A 15,805-nucleotide genomic window follows, 5' to 3' on the forward strand; every position below is an offset into this window, starting at 1 on the left:
GGAGAGGGCCCTTTTTGCTCTCAGGGGCCTCCATCATTATACATTTTCCAGTATAAAAAAGAAAACTCCCTTGTACAACAAGGGAGTTCTAATATGAACAGTTATGGCGCAAACACCAGATCATACACATGCTTCCATGTGCTCCACTGAAGCACATCGCTGAATTCTTTTTTGCCCAGAACGACATACCCGGCAACCATGCCACCGCACAGTGCTGCCACCAGCAGCACAGGAATTAGAAACCACTGAACGATCGTCCATTTGGAAATTCCGCGCCGCCGTACGGGCTGATGCTGTTCCGCTTCATGTGTTGCTTCCGGCTTACTGTTGTTCTGACGAGCCATTCCTTCACCTACCCGCGCATGTTATTAGCCAGGCCGAGCATCTGATCACTTGAGGTGAGTGCCCGGGCGGCAAGCTGATAAGTGCGTTGAATTTGCATCATTTCTGCGATTTCCTTGCTTAAATCCACATTCGATTGTTCCAGGTATCCGGCCCGGACGCCTATAGTGGAAGGCTCCCCTGCTCCCTTGAACGCCTGCTGAGCCGTGACTCCGTCAGCAAGCACAAAGAAATTCCCGTCCACCGCCTGCAGCGCACTCTTGCTGAGGGGCTCCACGATCATGATGGTGCCAGCTACCCGGGCAGGCGCATTCTCAGCCGTTTTCGTCCATACCTGTCCGTTCTCATCAATGGCGGCACTTACGTCTGCGGGAACGGTCAAAGGGTTGCCTTGCGTGTTCAGCACAGGATTCCCTGTGTTGTCCACCAGCATCATTCTATCCGGGTTCGCACTATCGGGAACAAAGTGAAAATCCCCTTGGCGTGTATACGCAGTAGCCCCGTTCACCTGGACGCCAAACAACCCGTTGCCTTGAATGGCCAAGTCTGTCGGATTTCCCGTCTCCTTGAGGGGGCCTTCCTCCCAGTTGGTTGTCACCGTAGGAACACGGACCCCAAAGCCGATATTAAAACCGAGCGGTGTGCTGCGGCCCGGCTGATCATAATCCTTGGACTGCTGCTGAACACGGGTCAGCACATCCTCAAAGGAGCCTTGCTTGCTCTTGTAGCCATCGGTATTCATATTGGCAACATTGTCGGCTATAATATCCAGACGCTGCTGGAGACTGGACATAGAGACGGCTGCGCCTATCGTTGAGTTGTTCATACGTTACTCCTCCTGTCCTAGATTCTGCCGACTTCGTTTACAGCCTTCTGCAAGCTGCTGTCATAAAACTGGACAACCTTCTGATTCGCTTCATACGCCCGGTAAGCCGCATTCATATCCACGGTCACCTTGGTTGCATCAACATTGGAATTTTCCAGATAGCCCTGCCGCACCTGCAGATTGTCCGTCCCATTGGCAAAACGGATATCCGCGTTCTCCACATCGTCGGCGTGGAAGACACCGTTACCGTCACGAACCAGCTCCTGGGGTCTTGTGACCACACTGATGCCTAATCGGGTTCCTGAAGGAAGTCCTGTTGCAGGATTCAACAGGTTACCCTGTCCGTCTACTTTAAGATTGTCCTGCGAACCTGTCAAGATAAGCGGGTTGCCGTTGCTGTCAACCACCTTGAATCCGCCTGCGCTGAGCACTTCTCCCGCCGCGTTTACTGTGAAGCTGCCGTTGCGGGTATACAATTGATTACCGTCATTATCCTGAACCGTAAAAAAAGCCTGCGGCCGGTAGATGACCTCGCCATCAGGAGTAATATACTTGCCTGAGCCGTCAAAATTAATATTGGCACCCGTCGCCGGGTCCGCTACCTGCAGATCGGTGGATAATGCAAAATCCGCCGGCTTGCCGCTTTCAATGAGATCTCCCTGCAGATATTGGGAAACGGACTGTTCGGCAAATACCCCTGTATTCATTCGGCCTACAGGCTTTATTGTGCCGCCGCTCATTGCAGAAATGAGCACCTCGGGAAAAGCATGGCTGACACTGTCCACCTGCTTATACCCCGTTGTATTCAGATTGGCAATGTTCTGCGTTGCTGTATCATGTCTGCGCTGCTGCGTCACCATTCCGGCAGCCGCCGTATATAATCCTCTAAGCATGAGGGTTAATCCCCTTCCTGATTGAGCTGTTAACTTATATTATCGGCAGCCTAGAATTTTTTCTTAACGTTCTTATCCAAATGATCAAGCATTATTCCGGTTCCTTTAACCACACAATGCATCGGATCCTCGGCTACCCACACCGGAACGTGCAGCTCCTCAGAGAGCAGCTCGTCCAATCCGTTAAGCAGTGCCCCTCCGCCGGTCAATACAACACCCCGGTCGATAATGTCCGCAGACAGCTCCGGCGGTGTGCGCTCCAGCACCGATTTGGCCGCAGCCACAATGGAGGAAACCGGGTCCCACAGCGCTTCTTTTACCTCACCCGAAGAAATAGTCAGCGTCTGGGGAAGCCCACTTACCATATCGCGGCCGCGGATATCCATTTCGGACTTCATGCCGCCCGGACGAACCGATCCGATGTTCAACTTAATATCCTCAGCCGTACGCTCGCCGATCAATAGCTTGTACTTCTGTTTAATATATTTTAAAATGGCCTCGTCGAACTTGTCCCCGCAATTTTGATCGAGGAGGCGGTAACGACGTCGCCCATGGACAGCACGGCTACATCCGTCGTTCCGCCGCCAATATCGACGACCATATTTCCACTTGGCTGATAAATGTCCATACCCGCGCCTATCGCTGCCGCTTTGGGCTCTTCTTCCATAAAAACTTCCTTGGCCCCGCTGCGTTCGGCTGCTTCCCGAATTGATTTCTGCTCAACTGAAGTAATATTTGTGGGGGCGCAGATCAAAATACGGGGCCTTGCGTACCAGGAACGGCCGCCTACGCGGTCAATAAAAGATTTCAGCATCATTTCCGTAATCGCAAAATCAGCAATGACACCATCCCTAAGAGGACGGATCGTCATAATATTTCCCGGTGTGCGGCCTACCATCCGGCGTGCCTGTTCGCCTACAGCAAGGACCTTCTTCGTATCACTTTCGAGCGTGACCACGGAGGGTTCATCCAGAACGACTCCCCTTCCCTTGACATGTATGAGCACATTGGCCGTGCCGAGATCGATTCCGATATCCTTGCTAAGCATAATGAAAGAGCCCCCAAAGTGTTATTTTAAAATAAAAGAAAGTATAAGTTCACATATACTTTAACCTTCTATTTTCTCACTGGAACGGATACCTGAAAGCGGTACGTAGTAGCGCTGCATCGGAAGCATATACTTCTTTGATGACGGCGCAGCCGTTACCTCATAAATGAGCGTAATAGTTAGTTAGTCCCAAATTTAAAAATACCATACTTTAGGGGATTGATACAATAAAATAAACCTGAATTATTGCTTAAATTCCGACAATCTTATGGCTTTGAGGCTACGGCAACCTCGCGTTTTTTTCCTGTTGTTTTTTTATATTTAATTTTTGTGGCTTCTCCCCCCGAAGATGACGAATGGATTTGTGATATTCGAGAATGTGCTTCACCTGATCGGCCAGATCAGGGTTGATCTCGGGCAACCGCTCCGTTAAATCTTTATGCACCGTGCTCTTCGAAACGCCAAATTCCTTGGCTATGGTCCGGACCGTATGCCTGGTTTCCACGATGCAGCGTCCGATTTTAATCGTCCGTTCCTTGATGTAATCGTGCACGCTCCCGCCTCCCAACTGTGGATAGTTTGGTACATTATATGAGAGGCGGGCCTATATATTCGCGCTTTCAGGACGTGACAAGCTTCTGAAGGCTCATTTTATTTCCTGGACAACCTAAAAATGCCCATACGGACGATGGAATGAGCGAAAAGCAGGAGGCTCGGCAGCCTCCTGCTCCATTCCCCGGCTTACCGCTGAGGCAGCAAATCGGAAGGGTTGACCAGCTTGCCATCCTCGTACACTTCGAAGTGCACATGGTTGCCAAGATTCTTCTCGATTTCACTGCGGCCAGCGGTTGCCAGCATGTCCCCTTGCTTCACTTCATCGCCCTGCTTCACCTTGGTGTCACCGAGGCTTTGATAGACGGTCTTCACATTGCCTGCGCTTGTGATCTCGACAACCTTACCGAATACCGGAACATCTTCAACCCGCGTAACTTCACCACTGAGTGCTGCTTTGACATCAAAAGGCTGATTGTCTTCACGGGCAATGTCGATACCTGCGTTAGGCACGAAGGTGTCATTATACTGCACCATGGCGGCCACATGATTCTCTTCAGTTCCATTCTCGTCGTAGAATGGCTTAACCACTTCTACATCAGCCGGACTGGCTACCGGCCAGACCATGCTTTCGGCCGAAGCAACCACTTCGAGTGCTGCCGGGTCATCTTTGGCTGATCCTGCTTCAGTCCCTGTACCTGCGGCTTCCTGGGAAACGACAGCTGCGGTGTCCGATTTCAGCGGCTTCTGGCCTGCGTCCTGATAGACCCACACCAAGGTTAGTATAATTGCCGCTGCCGCCGTGTAGACTGCCGGGAATACCCAGCGTTTTGATAACATTCTGTTCCATGAAGAAGGCTTGGCGCCTGAATCTCCCTGCTTGTTTTTGAGAGATTCATCATGGTTTGTCTTGTTTTTGTCTTGTTCATTCATATGTTTATCACCTCAGTAACCAGTGTTACCGGGCGCTTCGCTTTTATACGTATCTTGCAAGTTATTTTTTCAGGAGAGTTGAGACTTGGTTAAAAGAGATGCCGCTGTAATAGTGTTTGAGAATTTGCGTAGCAGTGCTCCCCTGCCTGGCCATGCCGTTCGCCCCCCACTGGCTCATGCCGACCCCATGGCCGTTTCCATAGGTTGTAATCAGAACCTTGTTCTCCTTCCGCTTCCAGGTGAACTGGCTGGAACGCAGCCCCAGCTTCTCGCGCACCTCCCTTCCGGTGAACACCGTACCGCCGATCGATATTTTCTGCACCCGGTGTCCGGCTGTCAGGGACAATACTTCTGCAGGCAGCCCAGAGGCCGATGATGAGGAAACGGGCTTCGCTGGTCCAGAAGCTGCAAGATCTCTGGAAGCCGGAAGTGCTGCGGCAGCAATCCCCAGCTTCTGTATCAGCTCAGCATTTGAGAATGTATATGTCACTGCGAGATTCGGCGTAATGTCCTGATCCCATGGACTTGCCACACTGCGCAGGTAAGGTACAGCCGCATTCCAGTAATCCTCCGAATTTTCGGTATAGCCTCCGCTGGAGGCGAAGAAGGATGCCGTGATCGGCTGTCCCTGGTAAGTCATAACCACCCCGCGCGTCTCCAGGACCGCGCGGCGGATCTTGGCCAGCTCGGCGCTCCTGCCGCCGCGCGTCCACTTCCGTTCCAGCGCAGCCTTGGAGACGTAAGCCTGATGGCTTACCGTATCCGTCACATCCGCGCCCGGAACGGGCACGCCGCTGTGGTCGCCGGCCTGCAGGCGGCGCACAATGAAGGTGCGCGCCGCGACGGCTTGCGCTTTGAGCGCTTCCAGCTCAAAGCCCGGCGGCATCTCGGCCGCAACCACCCCGCTGACGTATTCCTCCAGCGGCAATGTCTCAATTTGTCCGCTGTGCGACAAATAGACGGAGACCTTCGGCTGCGGGGCTTCCTTCGCAGCCGGTGCCGGCGGCGCCGGGGAGGCCGTGGCCTGCGGCACGGCCGGTGGCGCCGGTTGTCCCCCGCGCAGCGGGACAACCGCCAGCGGCAGCAGCAGCCCCGCCAGCAGGGGCGCTGCAAGCCAGGCGGCGGGGGCGAGCCGCCTGATCCGGGGCTTCGCGCGCCGCACGGACGAGAAGCGGCGCGGCCGTTCTATTCTGCGCCGCAGCTGTTTTATTCTGTGCCGCAGCAGGTAGCGGAAATCTTTCATCTCTATGTCTCCTTCCCTCAGTCACCGTTGATTCTTATAGATATGAATTTCGGGCAACTGCTAGAACGCCAATCTGAGAGAAAGAGAGTCCGCTTTTATTTATCCGGCCGACAGGAGTTTTATTGAATCGGAATACGCAGCCGCGTTCCACCTGAATTCGCCGGGGTGCTCAGAGCACCGTTCGAAATGACCTGAACAAGCTAAAAAGGCCTTACCGCAGCAGCGGCAAGACCGTTCCTAGTGTTTTGTTGTTAGACCCAGGTGGGCTGAACCTGAAAGCGGGGCTTAACCTCTTCGCTTTTGAAAGATTCGCTGCGGGCGGTTTCCGGTTTCAGAACCTCTTCCTTCACTGCCGGAGCAGCTGCACCGGATTCTTCCATGGAAATCCGCCATATGTCCGCACCAAGTCCCGACAGCTTCTCCGCCAAGTTCACGTATCCGCGGTCAATATGATGGGTCCCGCTGACTTCTGTCGTGCCTTCAGCAACAAGGCCTGCCAAAATCAGCGCTGCGCCTGCACGCAGATCTGTTGCGCATACTTTGGCGCCAACCAGTGCAGCATTGCCGGTTACGATAGCGGAACGGCCTTCAATCTTGATCTCCGCATTCATATTGTGGAATTCATCCACATGCATGAAACGGTTCTCAAATACCGTCTCCGTTACTACGCTGGTTCCTTCAGAACGAAGCAATAACGCCATCATCTGGGATTGCATGTCTGTAGGGAAGCCCGGATAAGGCAATGTCTTCAAATCCACCGCCTTGAGCGGTTTGTCGCTTATTACACGGACACCATTCTCATCCGGAATAATCGTAACACCCATTTCTTCCATCTTGGCGATAACCGGGCCGAGGTGGTCCGCAATCGCGCCTTCCACATAGACATCCCCGCCTGTTATCGCCGCAGCCGCCATATAGGTGCCTGCTTCAATCCGGTCCGGGATGACATGGTGCTTCACGCCATGCAGGCGTTCCACGCCTTCAATGCGTATCACTCCGGTCCCTGCGCCGCGCACGACCCCGCCCATACCATTCAGGTAATTGGCCAGGTCGACAATTTCCGGTTCTTTTGCCGCATTCTCAATGACTGTTACGCCTTCGGCGAGTGCTGCCGCCATCATTATGTTTTCGGTCGCGCCTACGCTGGCCACATCCAGATATACCTTGGCTCCACGCAGCCGTCCGTTTGATTTCGCTTCAATGTATCCCTGACCCAGGCTAATTTCGGCGCCAAGCGCTTCAAACCCCTTCAGATGCTGGTCAATCGGTCTTGTTCCGATGGCGCAGCCGCCAGGTAAAGAAATGCGCGTATGACCCAGTCGGGACAGAAGAGGGCCCATCACCAAAAAAGAAGCCCGCATTTTACGCACCCATTCATATGGTGCCTCATAGGAAGTAATGTTTCTGGCATCAACCTCAATCACATCGTTCTGGTATGTAACACCCGCACCCAGAGATTCCAGCACTTTGCTGATGGTCATTACATCGTCTAGCGGAGGTGCGTCCACAATGACGCTGACTCCTTCTTCTGCCAATAGAGAGGCGGCTATGATCGGTAGTACGGAATTTTTTGCGCCGCTAACTTTCACGCTCCCGGTCAATCTGTTGCCACCGCGGACGATAAATTTGCTCATTACGGTTTCCCTCCGCGTCCATTATTTCTGAAATTATTTCTGATATTAATGCTCAGGGTATAATGCATTTCTAACATTGCCTGACCTGCGCCCGAGGTGCGGGCACGCTCCTTAAACATCAGTGTTGACATAATAAAACCGTATTATTCGACACGTTTTTTACCGCTTAGGGCCTAAGACTGATATAACCAAAGCGGACTTTCTTAAAACATGTTGCGGATCTGCCCGCTCCAGCCCAGATAATCCAGCAGGAACCCCGCCACGAAGTGGCCTAGTACAATCGCCAGCAACAGATGCAGCAGTCTTCCCTGAGGGCTCTTGGGATATCTTATGACCAGATCGAGCTTAAGGTTCTGAAGTGCCCACCAAGATATTGCAACACAAAATAAAGAGACGATCATTGAAACTAAACCGCTGGTGCCGATCGAGCTTGACAACTCATCATAGAATCTTGAATCCATGTTAGCCCCCCGTGTATTAAGTTACTCGGAAATCGACTCTTATATCATACTTGCGCAGGGGAAAAGAATCCAGTACTTTTACAAACTTTTAAACATTTCAGACCATGTGAGGATGGATGTTAGCGTATTATTTACTTTTTCAAGCAGAAATGGAACCCCTGTTCCTTCCTTTATCCTTATATCTGAAAAAAACGGCCAAGCCCCAGGCTTGACCGTACAGCTATTATTGTTGTCCTTTTCCGGTGGACACTTTGATCCGTGTAACGGCGCGCTGAAGCGCCAGCTCCGCTCGGCGGTGGTCAATTTCATCCTGTTTGCTGCGGGACTGAAGGCGGCGCTGTGCCCGTTCCTTCGCCGCTTCGGCGCGTTCAACATCGATTTCCGTAGGCAGCTCGGCACTTTCGGCCAAGACTGTCACCTTGTCTTTATGCACTTCCACGAACCCGCCATGAACAGCGATAGTGACTGTAGCACCATCCGCTTTAATGAACATCGGAGCAACCTGAAGTGGAGTCACAAGCGGAATGTGTCCCGGCAAAATACCCAGATCGCCATCGGCTCCCTTTACCGTCAGGCTGTTAACCTGCTTGGAGTAAACGAGATGCTCCGGCGTGACAATTTCCAACAGAAAGGTATTCACTTTCATTCCTCCTCAGAGCTTTACGAAATAAAGCTCGCATCGAAAGCATTATCCATAGTTCAGGGTTACATCGATTTTGCTTTTTCAACCGCTTCTTCGATCGTTCCGACAAACAGGAACGCTGCTTCCGGAAGATCATCATGCTTGCCTTCCAGAATCTCTTTGAAGCTGCGCACGGTTTCTTTGATTGGCACGTATTTGCCCTTGAAGCCGGTGAATTGTTCGGCCACGTGGAAAGGCTGCGACAGGAAACGTTCAACCTTACGGGCACGGGCTACAATGACCTTATCTTCTTCACTGAGCTCATCCATACCCAGGATGGCAATAATGTCCTGAAGCTCGGTATAACGCTGCAGCAGCTGCTTAACGCCCTGTGCCACGTTGTAGTGCTCTTCACCGACAATTTCCGGAGCGAGGATACGTGAGCTGGAAGCCAGCGGGTCAACGGCAGGGAAGATACCTTTTTCGGAGATTTTACGCTCCAGGTTGGTAGTTGCATCCAAGTGGGCAAATGCCGTTGCCGGAGCAGGGTCAGTGTAGTCATCCGCCGGCACGTAAATAGCCTGGATCGAGGTAACCGAACCTTTTTTGGTGGAAGTGATACGCTCTTGCAGCTGGCCCATTTCGGTTGCCAGTGTAGGCTGGTAACCTACGGCAGAAGGCATGCGGCCAAGCAGTGCGGATACTTCGGAACCCGCTTGGGTAAAGCGGAATATGTTATCGATAAAGAGCAGCGTGTCGCGGCCTTCCACATCGCGGAAATACTCCGCCATGGTCAGTCCGGTCAGGGCTACACGAAGGCGTGCGCCCGGCGGCTCATTCATTTGTCCAAATACCATGGCCGTTTTCTTGATAACGCCGGAATCGGTCATTTCATGATAGAGGTCATTACCTTCACGGGTCCGTTCGCCAACGCCTGCGAATACGGAGATCCCGCCATGTTCCTGTGCGATGTTGTTGATCAGTTCCTGAATCGTTACGGTTTTACCTACACCGGCGCCGCCGAAAAGGCCGATTTTACCGCCTTTGGCGTATGGGGCGAGAAGGTCGATAACCTTGATCCCGGTTTCCAGAATCTCCGCTTGTGTCGACAATTCATCAAATGTCGGAGCCAGGCGGTGAATCGGGTTTCTGTCCGCAACAACTTCAGCACCGTTATCAATCGGATTGCCCAGCACGTTGAATACACGTCCAAGAGTTGCATCGCCAACCGGAACCGAGATCGGCCCGCCCTGGTCAAGTGCTTCCAAGCCGCGAACCAGACCGTCTGTGGAAGACATGGCGATACAACGCACCAGATTGTCACCCAGGTGATTGGAAACCTCCAGGGTAAGCTCACTGGTGCTGCCGTTTGCCAGGCTGGTTACAATCTTGATAGCGTTGAAAATCTCGGGCAACTGGCCGCGTTCAAATTCAATATCGACAACCGGACCCATAATGCTTACAACGCGTCCTTTGTTCATCTTAATATTTCCCTCCTCGAAAGCTGTTGCATTAAAGCCGAAGACATGGCTTCGCTTATATCCTAAGACTGCGCGTTCGCTCCGGCCACGATCTCGGTAATTTCCTGCGTAATGGCCGCCTGACGGGCACGGTTATACGTAAGGGTAAGGTTCCCGATCATTTTGGACGCGTTCTTCGTTGCACTGCCCATCGCTGTCATTTTCGCACCCAGCTCACTGGCCTTGCCATCCAGAATAGCGCTGTAAATCAGTGTTTCTGCGTACTTGGGAAGCAGCACTTCAAGTACACCTTCTGCTGAAGGCTCATATTCGTACGTTGCATGCAAGCCTTCTGCCTTTTTCTCCTGATTCTCCATAGGTTCCATAGGCAGCAAGCGGTCTACCGTAGGCACTTGGCTGATTGCATTCACGAAACGGTTATAGCAGAGATACAGTTCGTCGTAGACGCCTGTTTCGAACTGCTGTACCGCCGAGTAGGCAATCGACTTGATGTCTGCAAACTTCGGTGTATCGGAGAGCTCAGTAACTTCCTCCACAATCGGATATTCACGGCGGCGCAGAAAGTCACGGCCTTTGCGGCCGATAACGAACAGCGCATATTCGTCCTTGGACTTATGGCGCTCAGCGAGCAGCATTGTCACTTTACGGAGAATATTAGCGTTGTATCCGCCTGCGAGACCTCTGTCGGAGGTTACAATCAGATATGCGGTTTTCTTCACGGGACGGCTGACCAGCATCGGATGCGTAGCATCCTGAGAACCGGCAGCAATGCTGGCTACGACCTCTTTCAGCTTCTCTGAATACGGACGGGCCGCTTCTGCCTTCTCCTGGGCTTTGCGCAGCTTGGAGGCGGCAACCATCTCCATGGCTTTAGTGATCTGTCTGGTGTTCTGAACGCTCTTGATTTGACGTTTAATATCACGCATGCTTCTTGCCATGATTTCACCACCTTAGAGCTTTGACGAAGTCAAAGCTAACTTCGTAAGCATAATCTGAGCTTTGACAATAATAAAGCTAACTTCGTAAGCATAATCTGAGCTTTGACGATGATAAAGCTAACTTCGTAAGCATATTCCAGAGCTTTGGCTAGGCCAAAGCTCGCTTTAAAGCAGTAGTAGAGTTGCCGCAGGGCTTAGCTAGTTGCGAAGCCTCTTTTGAACTTCTCAATAGCTTCCTTAAGAGCAGCTTCGTTATCAGCAGTCAAATCCTTGGTATCGGTGATAGACTTGGCAACTGCTGCAGCATTGCTGTCCATATAAGCCAGGAATTCCTTCTCAAACCGTTTTACGTCTTTGACAGGAATATCGTCCAAGTGGCCTTTGACAGCTGTATACAAGCTGATTACCTGATGCTCAACCGATAGCGGCTGGTTCACGCCCTGTTTCAGGATCTCCATCATACGCGCACCACGGTTCAGACGGGCTTGTGTAGACTTATCCAGATCGGAACCGAACTGGGAGAATGCCTGAAGCTCGCGGTATTGGGCCAAATCCAGACGGAGTGAGCCGGCAACCTTCTTCATCGCTTTGATCTGCGCCGAACCGCCGACACGGGATACAGAGATACCCACGTTGATCGCCGGACGTTGACCGGAGTTGAACAGGTCGGATTCCAGGAAGATTTGACCGTCCGTAATCGAGATTACGTTCGTAGGAATGTAAGCCGATACGTCAGAAGCCTGTGTTTCGATGAACGGCAGCGCGGTTAATGAACCACCACCAAGCGCATCGCTAAGCTTAGCTGCACGTTCCAGCAGACGGGAGTGCAGATAGAATACGTCACCAGGGAATGCTTCACGGCCCGGTGGACGGCGGAGCAGCAGGGACAATTCGCGGTAAGCGGAAGCCTGCTTCGAAAGGTCATCGTAGATGACAAGGACGTGTTCGCCTTTGTACATGAAGTATTCGCCCATTGCGCAGCCTGCGTATGGAGCAATATACAGCAGCGGGGACGGCTCGGAGGCCGAAGCGGTTACAACGATTGTATATTCCAGCGCGCCATGGCGGCGAAGGGTTTCAACAACCTGTGCTACTGTGGACTGCTTTTGGCCGATGGCAACATAGATACACTTCATGCCATTGCCTTTTTGGTTGATAATCGCATCAATCGCGATAGCTGTTTTACCGGTTTGACGGTCACCGATGATCAGCTCGCGTTGTCCGCGGCCGATTGGCACCATCGCGTCGATGGCTTTAAGACCTGTCTGCATCGGTTCATGCACCGATTTACGGTCGATAACACCCGGTGCATTATTTTCTACCGGACGGAATTCAGTTGTTGCAATCGGGCCTTTGCCGTCCAGCGGCTGACCCAGCGCGTTCACTACGCGGCCGAGCATAGCTTCACCCACGGGAACCTGCATAATCTGTCCTGTACGTTTTACTTGATCGCCTTCACGAATCTCCGTGTACTCACCCAGGATAACAACACCGACGTTGCTTTCTTCCAGGTTGAGCGCCATGCCCACTACTCCGTTGGAGAACTCCAGCAGTTCCCCTGCCATCGCGTTTTCCAGACCGTAGACACGGGCGATACCGTCGCCGACTTGAATGACGGTGCCGATTTCGGCCACTTCGATATCGGCTTTATATTGCTCAATTTGACTTTTGATCAAACTGCTGATCTCTTCAGGTCTAATGCTCAATATCCTCACCCCTATCTTCTATGCTTATCATTAAAAGATTTCTCAAGACGCGTAAGTTTGCCGGACAGGCTGCCGTCATAGAGCGTATCGCCAATTATGACCTTAAGTCCGCCAAGCAGGCTCTTATCAACCACATTTGTGATACGGATATTCCGGCCTGACAAACGGCCGAATTCTTCGGCAACCTGCGTTTGCTCGCTGCTGCTGAGCGAATAGGTTGAATAGACGGTCGCATCTGCCAGACCAAGACTATCCCCTTCAATCTTGATATAGCTGTCCAGCAGATCCGGAAGAATATCCATTCTGCCGCGCTTCATCAGGATTTCCAGAGTGTTGATAACCGCCCCCGACAGCTTGCCTTCCAACGCTTTTTTCAGTACGGCAAGCTTGTTTTCACCGGTAATCCGCGGAGAGCTGATAAATCTCTGCAGCTCTGCATCCGAATTCAGCGCAGCAACCAGGCTTTTCAGATCCTCTTCAACTTCCATGATCTGCCGTTCTTCAAAAGCAACCTCGAACAATGCCTTCGCATATCTTTTGGCGACTATCGTATCCTGACTCATGACCGGCCTCCAACCTCTTTGAGGTACTGGTCAACAAGCGCTTCCTGCTCAGGATCGGAGCTGACTTCCTTCTGCAGCAATTTGGACGCAATCTTGACCGATGCCGCTCCAAGCTCGCCGCGCAGTTCTTCAACCGCTTTGTTCTTCTCGTTCTGGATATCGCGGACTGCCTCTTCTTTAATGCGTGAAGCCTCGACCTTAGCCTGATCAATCAGCTGTTCGGTTTGCTTGCTGCTGGTTTGTCTGGACTGTTCAATAATCTCAAGGGCTTCTTTGCGGGCAGTTTGAAGCGCCTGTTTCTGCTCTTCAACATAAGAAACTGCCTGTTCGCGGGTCTGAGCAGCTTCATTCATCTGCTGCAGTACGAGTTCGCGGCGTTTCTCCATAACAGAGAACAACGGTCCGAAAGCGTACTTGTTCAGCAAAAAGTATAAAATCCCGAAGGCAATAATTGCCAGCACGGAAGATTCCCATACAAAAGACAATGTTAGACACTCCTTTCTGTTGCACGTTCATATCTTAGGTCTTTTCTAAAAAGAAGGCGCGGAGGGCTGTGGCCTTCCCCGCCAAACATGTGTAATTAATTAGGCTCCAACATAGAACATGAACGCAAGTACTACACCGATGATCGGCAGGGCTTCTACCAGAGCGACCCCGATGAACATTGTAGTTTGCAGTGTGGATTTAGCTTCCGGCTGGCGTGCGATACCTTCAACTGTTTTACTTACAATCAGACCGTTACCAATACCGGCGCCAAGCGCTCCCAAACCTACTGCAATTGCAGCTGCCAAATAAGCCATAACTCCCATTGTGTAAATCCTCCTCAAAGATATGTTTTAGTGTGTATTATCAGCCAGACTCGAAATGTATTTCCGCCTTGGCATAAATCTTGTTTCTTACATTTCCAGCGTTTAGTGCTCGTCATGGGTTTCAAGCATTTGTGAGAAATACACCATGGTCAGCATAACGAAGATAAAAGCCTGGATGGTACCGATGAATATACTGAATCCTTGCCATACAATCAGACCAAGTACAGAAGCGATCCAGCCCCCTACACCAAGCGCAGCCAATTTGAGGATAACGGATATCAGCACCTCGCCGGCAAAGATATTACCGAAAAGACGCATCCCGTGTGTCAGCAGCTTAGATACCTGCTCAATCAAATTGATCGGGAAGAAGAATGGGTAAGGTTCAAAATAGTGTTTGAAATAGTTTTTGGTGTTGCGCGTCATACCCACGAAATGGGTCATCAGGAAAATCATAACTGCAAGTCCCATTGCTACCGCAGGGTCTGCTGTTGGAGATTTCCACCACGCTACTCCTACCTCAGCCTCTTCGTGAGAGCCGGTATTTACCGTTCCCGCTTCAGCATGCAGTTTGTCCAGTTCTTTGGTTACCGAAACGATTTCCTTCCCGAACACCTTGGCATGCTCTGCATCGTGATAATCCGTGACAATCCCTAACGGAAGCCCGAGGAGGTTGCCGACAAACAAAAACATGATCAGCGCCATACCGAGAGAAAGGAACGGTTTGCCTTTTTTGAGATCCATGGTACTTGAAATCAGGCCTTGAACGAATTCAATTGCCCATTCCAGGAAGTTTTGCAGTTTGCCGGGATTCTCGACCGATAAGTTACGCGTTGCCAAAAGCGCGAGCACAAAAACAATGGTACAGGTCACTAATAGCATCAGCACGATTGAAAGGTCGATATGTAAACCGCCCAGCATAATAATTGGTGATTTATGCATTTTTTCTCACCCCTTTCTCCATTGTAGCCTTTAACTTTCTCTACGCGAAAACCCAATTCCTATTATAATAAGAAGAATTGGAGCCAAGAGCAAACTGCCAGCCACCGCAATCATATTAAAAACCTGCGGTGTTTTAAAGGCTACCATTACTCCCAAGAGACTAAGCGCAGCACGAGTCAGATACCCCAGGCTTACACGCCTCTTGCCTTCACCCGCCATGGTATCTGCCACTTGCCGGACTTTGTAGCCCAGGTAGGTCACATTAATGCATCCAATAGCTCCGCCAAGCGCCATGCCAAAGGCTATACTCCGGAAATCCGGGAATACGACCGCAGCCAGAACGCATAGAACCACGAAGCAAAGTGTTGCCAATGCCAATACCTTGCGGTATCGAGACAGATCATCCATCACTTTCCTCCATGACAGCTTTAATAATGAAGATGACACCTGCGATCCCGCACAACACACCTATGATGACACCGAGTGCCACCCCGAGTCCGGAGCTGTTCCATTGATCATCCAGCCATGCTCCCAAGAAATAACCGCCTAATGTAAAGGCGGCCAAATTAACCCCGACAGCGCTGACAAGACTCACGGCTTTGAGCGCGTGACCCGTCTGTTTATGCGGTTCTGCAGGCTTATTAGGCCCCTTCATTTCAACACATCCTTAGAAGTCCCATTCATTTTACTGAATGTTACAAGAGTTTGTCAATCCAGCGCAAATCATGGCTTTTTCGGATGAAAGTATGAAAATAATCACAGCATAAGATTCCAAAACCATATAAACCGTACAGTTTTACTGTATGTTGATTTTG

17 protein-coding genes and 2 pseudogenes are annotated in these 15,805 nt (G+C 51.3%); all 19 read right to left on the bottom strand.

The window, feature by feature from the left end; translation table 11 throughout:
• Positions 1 to 101: 101 nt before the first annotated feature.
• The 19 genes and pseudogenes from JI735_RS06295 to JI735_RS06385 all read right to left on the bottom strand — a co-directional run bounded on the left by JI735_RS06295 (position 102) and on the right by JI735_RS06385 (position 15,645).
• Positions 102 to 344, bottom strand: a complete 243-nt coding sequence (locus tag JI735_RS06295) for a DNA-directed RNA polymerase subunit beta (RefSeq protein WP_020428476.1) — start codon at positions 342 to 344, stop codon at positions 102 to 104.
• Positions 345 to 352: 8 nt separating this feature from the next.
• A complete protein-coding gene (locus tag JI735_RS06300) occupies positions 353 to 1,168 on the bottom strand; it encodes a flagellar hook-basal body protein (RefSeq protein WP_039832709.1) in 816 nt (271 codons plus the stop codon).
• Between the two features lie 17 nt (positions 1,169 to 1,185).
• Positions 1,186 to 2,061 (bottom strand): flagellar hook-basal body protein, encoded by an 876-nt coding sequence (locus tag JI735_RS06305; RefSeq protein WP_039832710.1) that lies wholly within the window; start codon positions 2,059 to 2,061, stop codon positions 1,186 to 1,188.
• Positions 2,062 to 2,111: 50 nt separating this feature from the next.
• A pseudogene (gene mreB, locus JI735_RS06310) lies at positions 2,112 to 3,109 on the bottom strand (rod shape-determining protein MreB).
• Positions 3,110 to 3,375: 266 nt separating this feature from the next.
• A pseudogene (gene spoIIID, locus JI735_RS06315) lies at positions 3,376 to 3,662 on the bottom strand (sporulation transcriptional regulator SpoIIID).
• 188 nt (positions 3,663 to 3,850) lie between these two features.
• Positions 3,851 to 4,594 carry a M23 family metallopeptidase gene (locus tag JI735_RS06320; RefSeq protein ID WP_039832711.1) on the bottom strand — a complete coding sequence of 248 codons (744 nt, stop codon included), beginning with the start codon at positions 4,592 to 4,594 and terminating at the stop codon, positions 3,851 to 3,853.
• A gap of 61 nt (positions 4,595 to 4,655) precedes the next feature.
• Positions 4,656 to 5,837 (bottom strand): stage II sporulation protein D, encoded by a 1,182-nt coding sequence (spoIID, locus tag JI735_RS06325; protein WP_202677198.1) that lies wholly within the window; start codon positions 5,835 to 5,837, stop codon positions 4,656 to 4,658.
• A gap of 251 nt (positions 5,838 to 6,088) precedes the next feature.
• Positions 6,089 to 7,471, bottom strand: coding sequence for a UDP-N-acetylglucosamine 1-carboxyvinyltransferase (gene murA / locus JI735_RS06330; protein WP_039832264.1), 1,383 nt, complete (start codon positions 7,469 to 7,471; stop codon positions 6,089 to 6,091).
• A 203-nt stretch (positions 7,472 to 7,674) separates the two neighbouring features.
• A complete protein-coding gene (locus tag JI735_RS06335; protein ID WP_020426083.1) occupies positions 7,675 to 7,932 on the bottom strand; it encodes a DUF1146 family protein in 258 nt (85 codons plus the stop codon).
• 223 nt (positions 7,933 to 8,155) lie between these two features.
• The gene (locus tag JI735_RS06340; protein WP_020426084.1) at positions 8,156 to 8,572 is read right to left on the bottom strand and encodes a F0F1 ATP synthase subunit epsilon; all 417 of its coding nucleotides are present in this window, start codon (positions 8,570 to 8,572) and stop codon (positions 8,156 to 8,158) included.
• Positions 8,573 to 8,637: 65 nt separating this feature from the next.
• On the bottom strand, positions 8,638 to 10,035 hold the full coding sequence (gene atpD, locus JI735_RS06345; RefSeq protein WP_020426085.1) for a F0F1 ATP synthase subunit beta: 1,398 nt from the start codon (positions 10,033 to 10,035) through the stop codon (positions 8,638 to 8,640).
• Between the two features lie 62 nt (positions 10,036 to 10,097).
• A complete protein-coding gene (gene atpG, locus JI735_RS06350; RefSeq protein ID WP_039832265.1) occupies positions 10,098 to 10,973 on the bottom strand; it encodes an ATP synthase F1 subunit gamma in 876 nt (291 codons plus the stop codon).
• 194 nt (positions 10,974 to 11,167) lie between these two features.
• The gene (gene atpA, locus JI735_RS06355; RefSeq protein ID WP_039832266.1) at positions 11,168 to 12,679 is read right to left on the bottom strand and encodes a F0F1 ATP synthase subunit alpha; all 1,512 of its coding nucleotides are present in this window, start codon (positions 12,677 to 12,679) and stop codon (positions 11,168 to 11,170) included.
• An 11-nt stretch (positions 12,680 to 12,690) separates the two neighbouring features.
• Positions 12,691 to 13,242 (bottom strand): F0F1 ATP synthase subunit delta, encoded by a 552-nt coding sequence (locus JI735_RS06360; protein ID WP_039832267.1) that lies wholly within the window; start codon positions 13,240 to 13,242, stop codon positions 12,691 to 12,693.
• Positions 13,239 to 13,727, bottom strand: a complete 489-nt coding sequence (gene atpF / locus JI735_RS06365) for a F0F1 ATP synthase subunit B (protein WP_020426089.1) — start codon at positions 13,725 to 13,727, stop codon at positions 13,239 to 13,241. The genes JI735_RS06360 and atpF overlap by 4 nt, the downstream gene beginning before the upstream one ends.
• Positions 13,728 to 13,826: 99 nt before the next feature.
• Complete coding sequence (gene atpE / locus JI735_RS06370; protein ID WP_025709067.1) at positions 13,827 to 14,051, bottom strand: F0F1 ATP synthase subunit C; 225 nt, start codon at positions 14,049 to 14,051, stop codon at positions 13,827 to 13,829.
• Between the two features lie 102 nt (positions 14,052 to 14,153).
• Positions 14,154 to 14,990, bottom strand: coding sequence for a F0F1 ATP synthase subunit A (gene atpB, locus JI735_RS06375; RefSeq protein ID WP_039832268.1), 837 nt, complete (start codon positions 14,988 to 14,990; stop codon positions 14,154 to 14,156).
• Positions 14,991 to 15,020: 30 nt separating this feature from the next.
• Positions 15,021 to 15,398 carry an ATP synthase subunit I gene (locus JI735_RS06380; protein WP_039832269.1) on the bottom strand — a complete coding sequence of 126 codons (378 nt, stop codon included), beginning with the start codon at positions 15,396 to 15,398 and terminating at the stop codon, positions 15,021 to 15,023.
• On the bottom strand, positions 15,391 to 15,645 hold the full coding sequence (locus JI735_RS06385; protein WP_039832270.1) for an AtpZ/AtpI family protein: 255 nt from the start codon (positions 15,643 to 15,645) through the stop codon (positions 15,391 to 15,393). The genes JI735_RS06380 and JI735_RS06385 overlap by 8 nt, the downstream gene beginning before the upstream one ends.
• Between the last annotated feature and the right edge of the window lie 160 nt (positions 15,646 to 15,805).

Source organism: Paenibacillus sonchi, from assembly GCF_016772475.1.
Lineage (GTDB): Bacteria > Bacillota > Bacilli > Paenibacillales > Paenibacillaceae > Paenibacillus_AQ > Paenibacillus_AQ sonchi.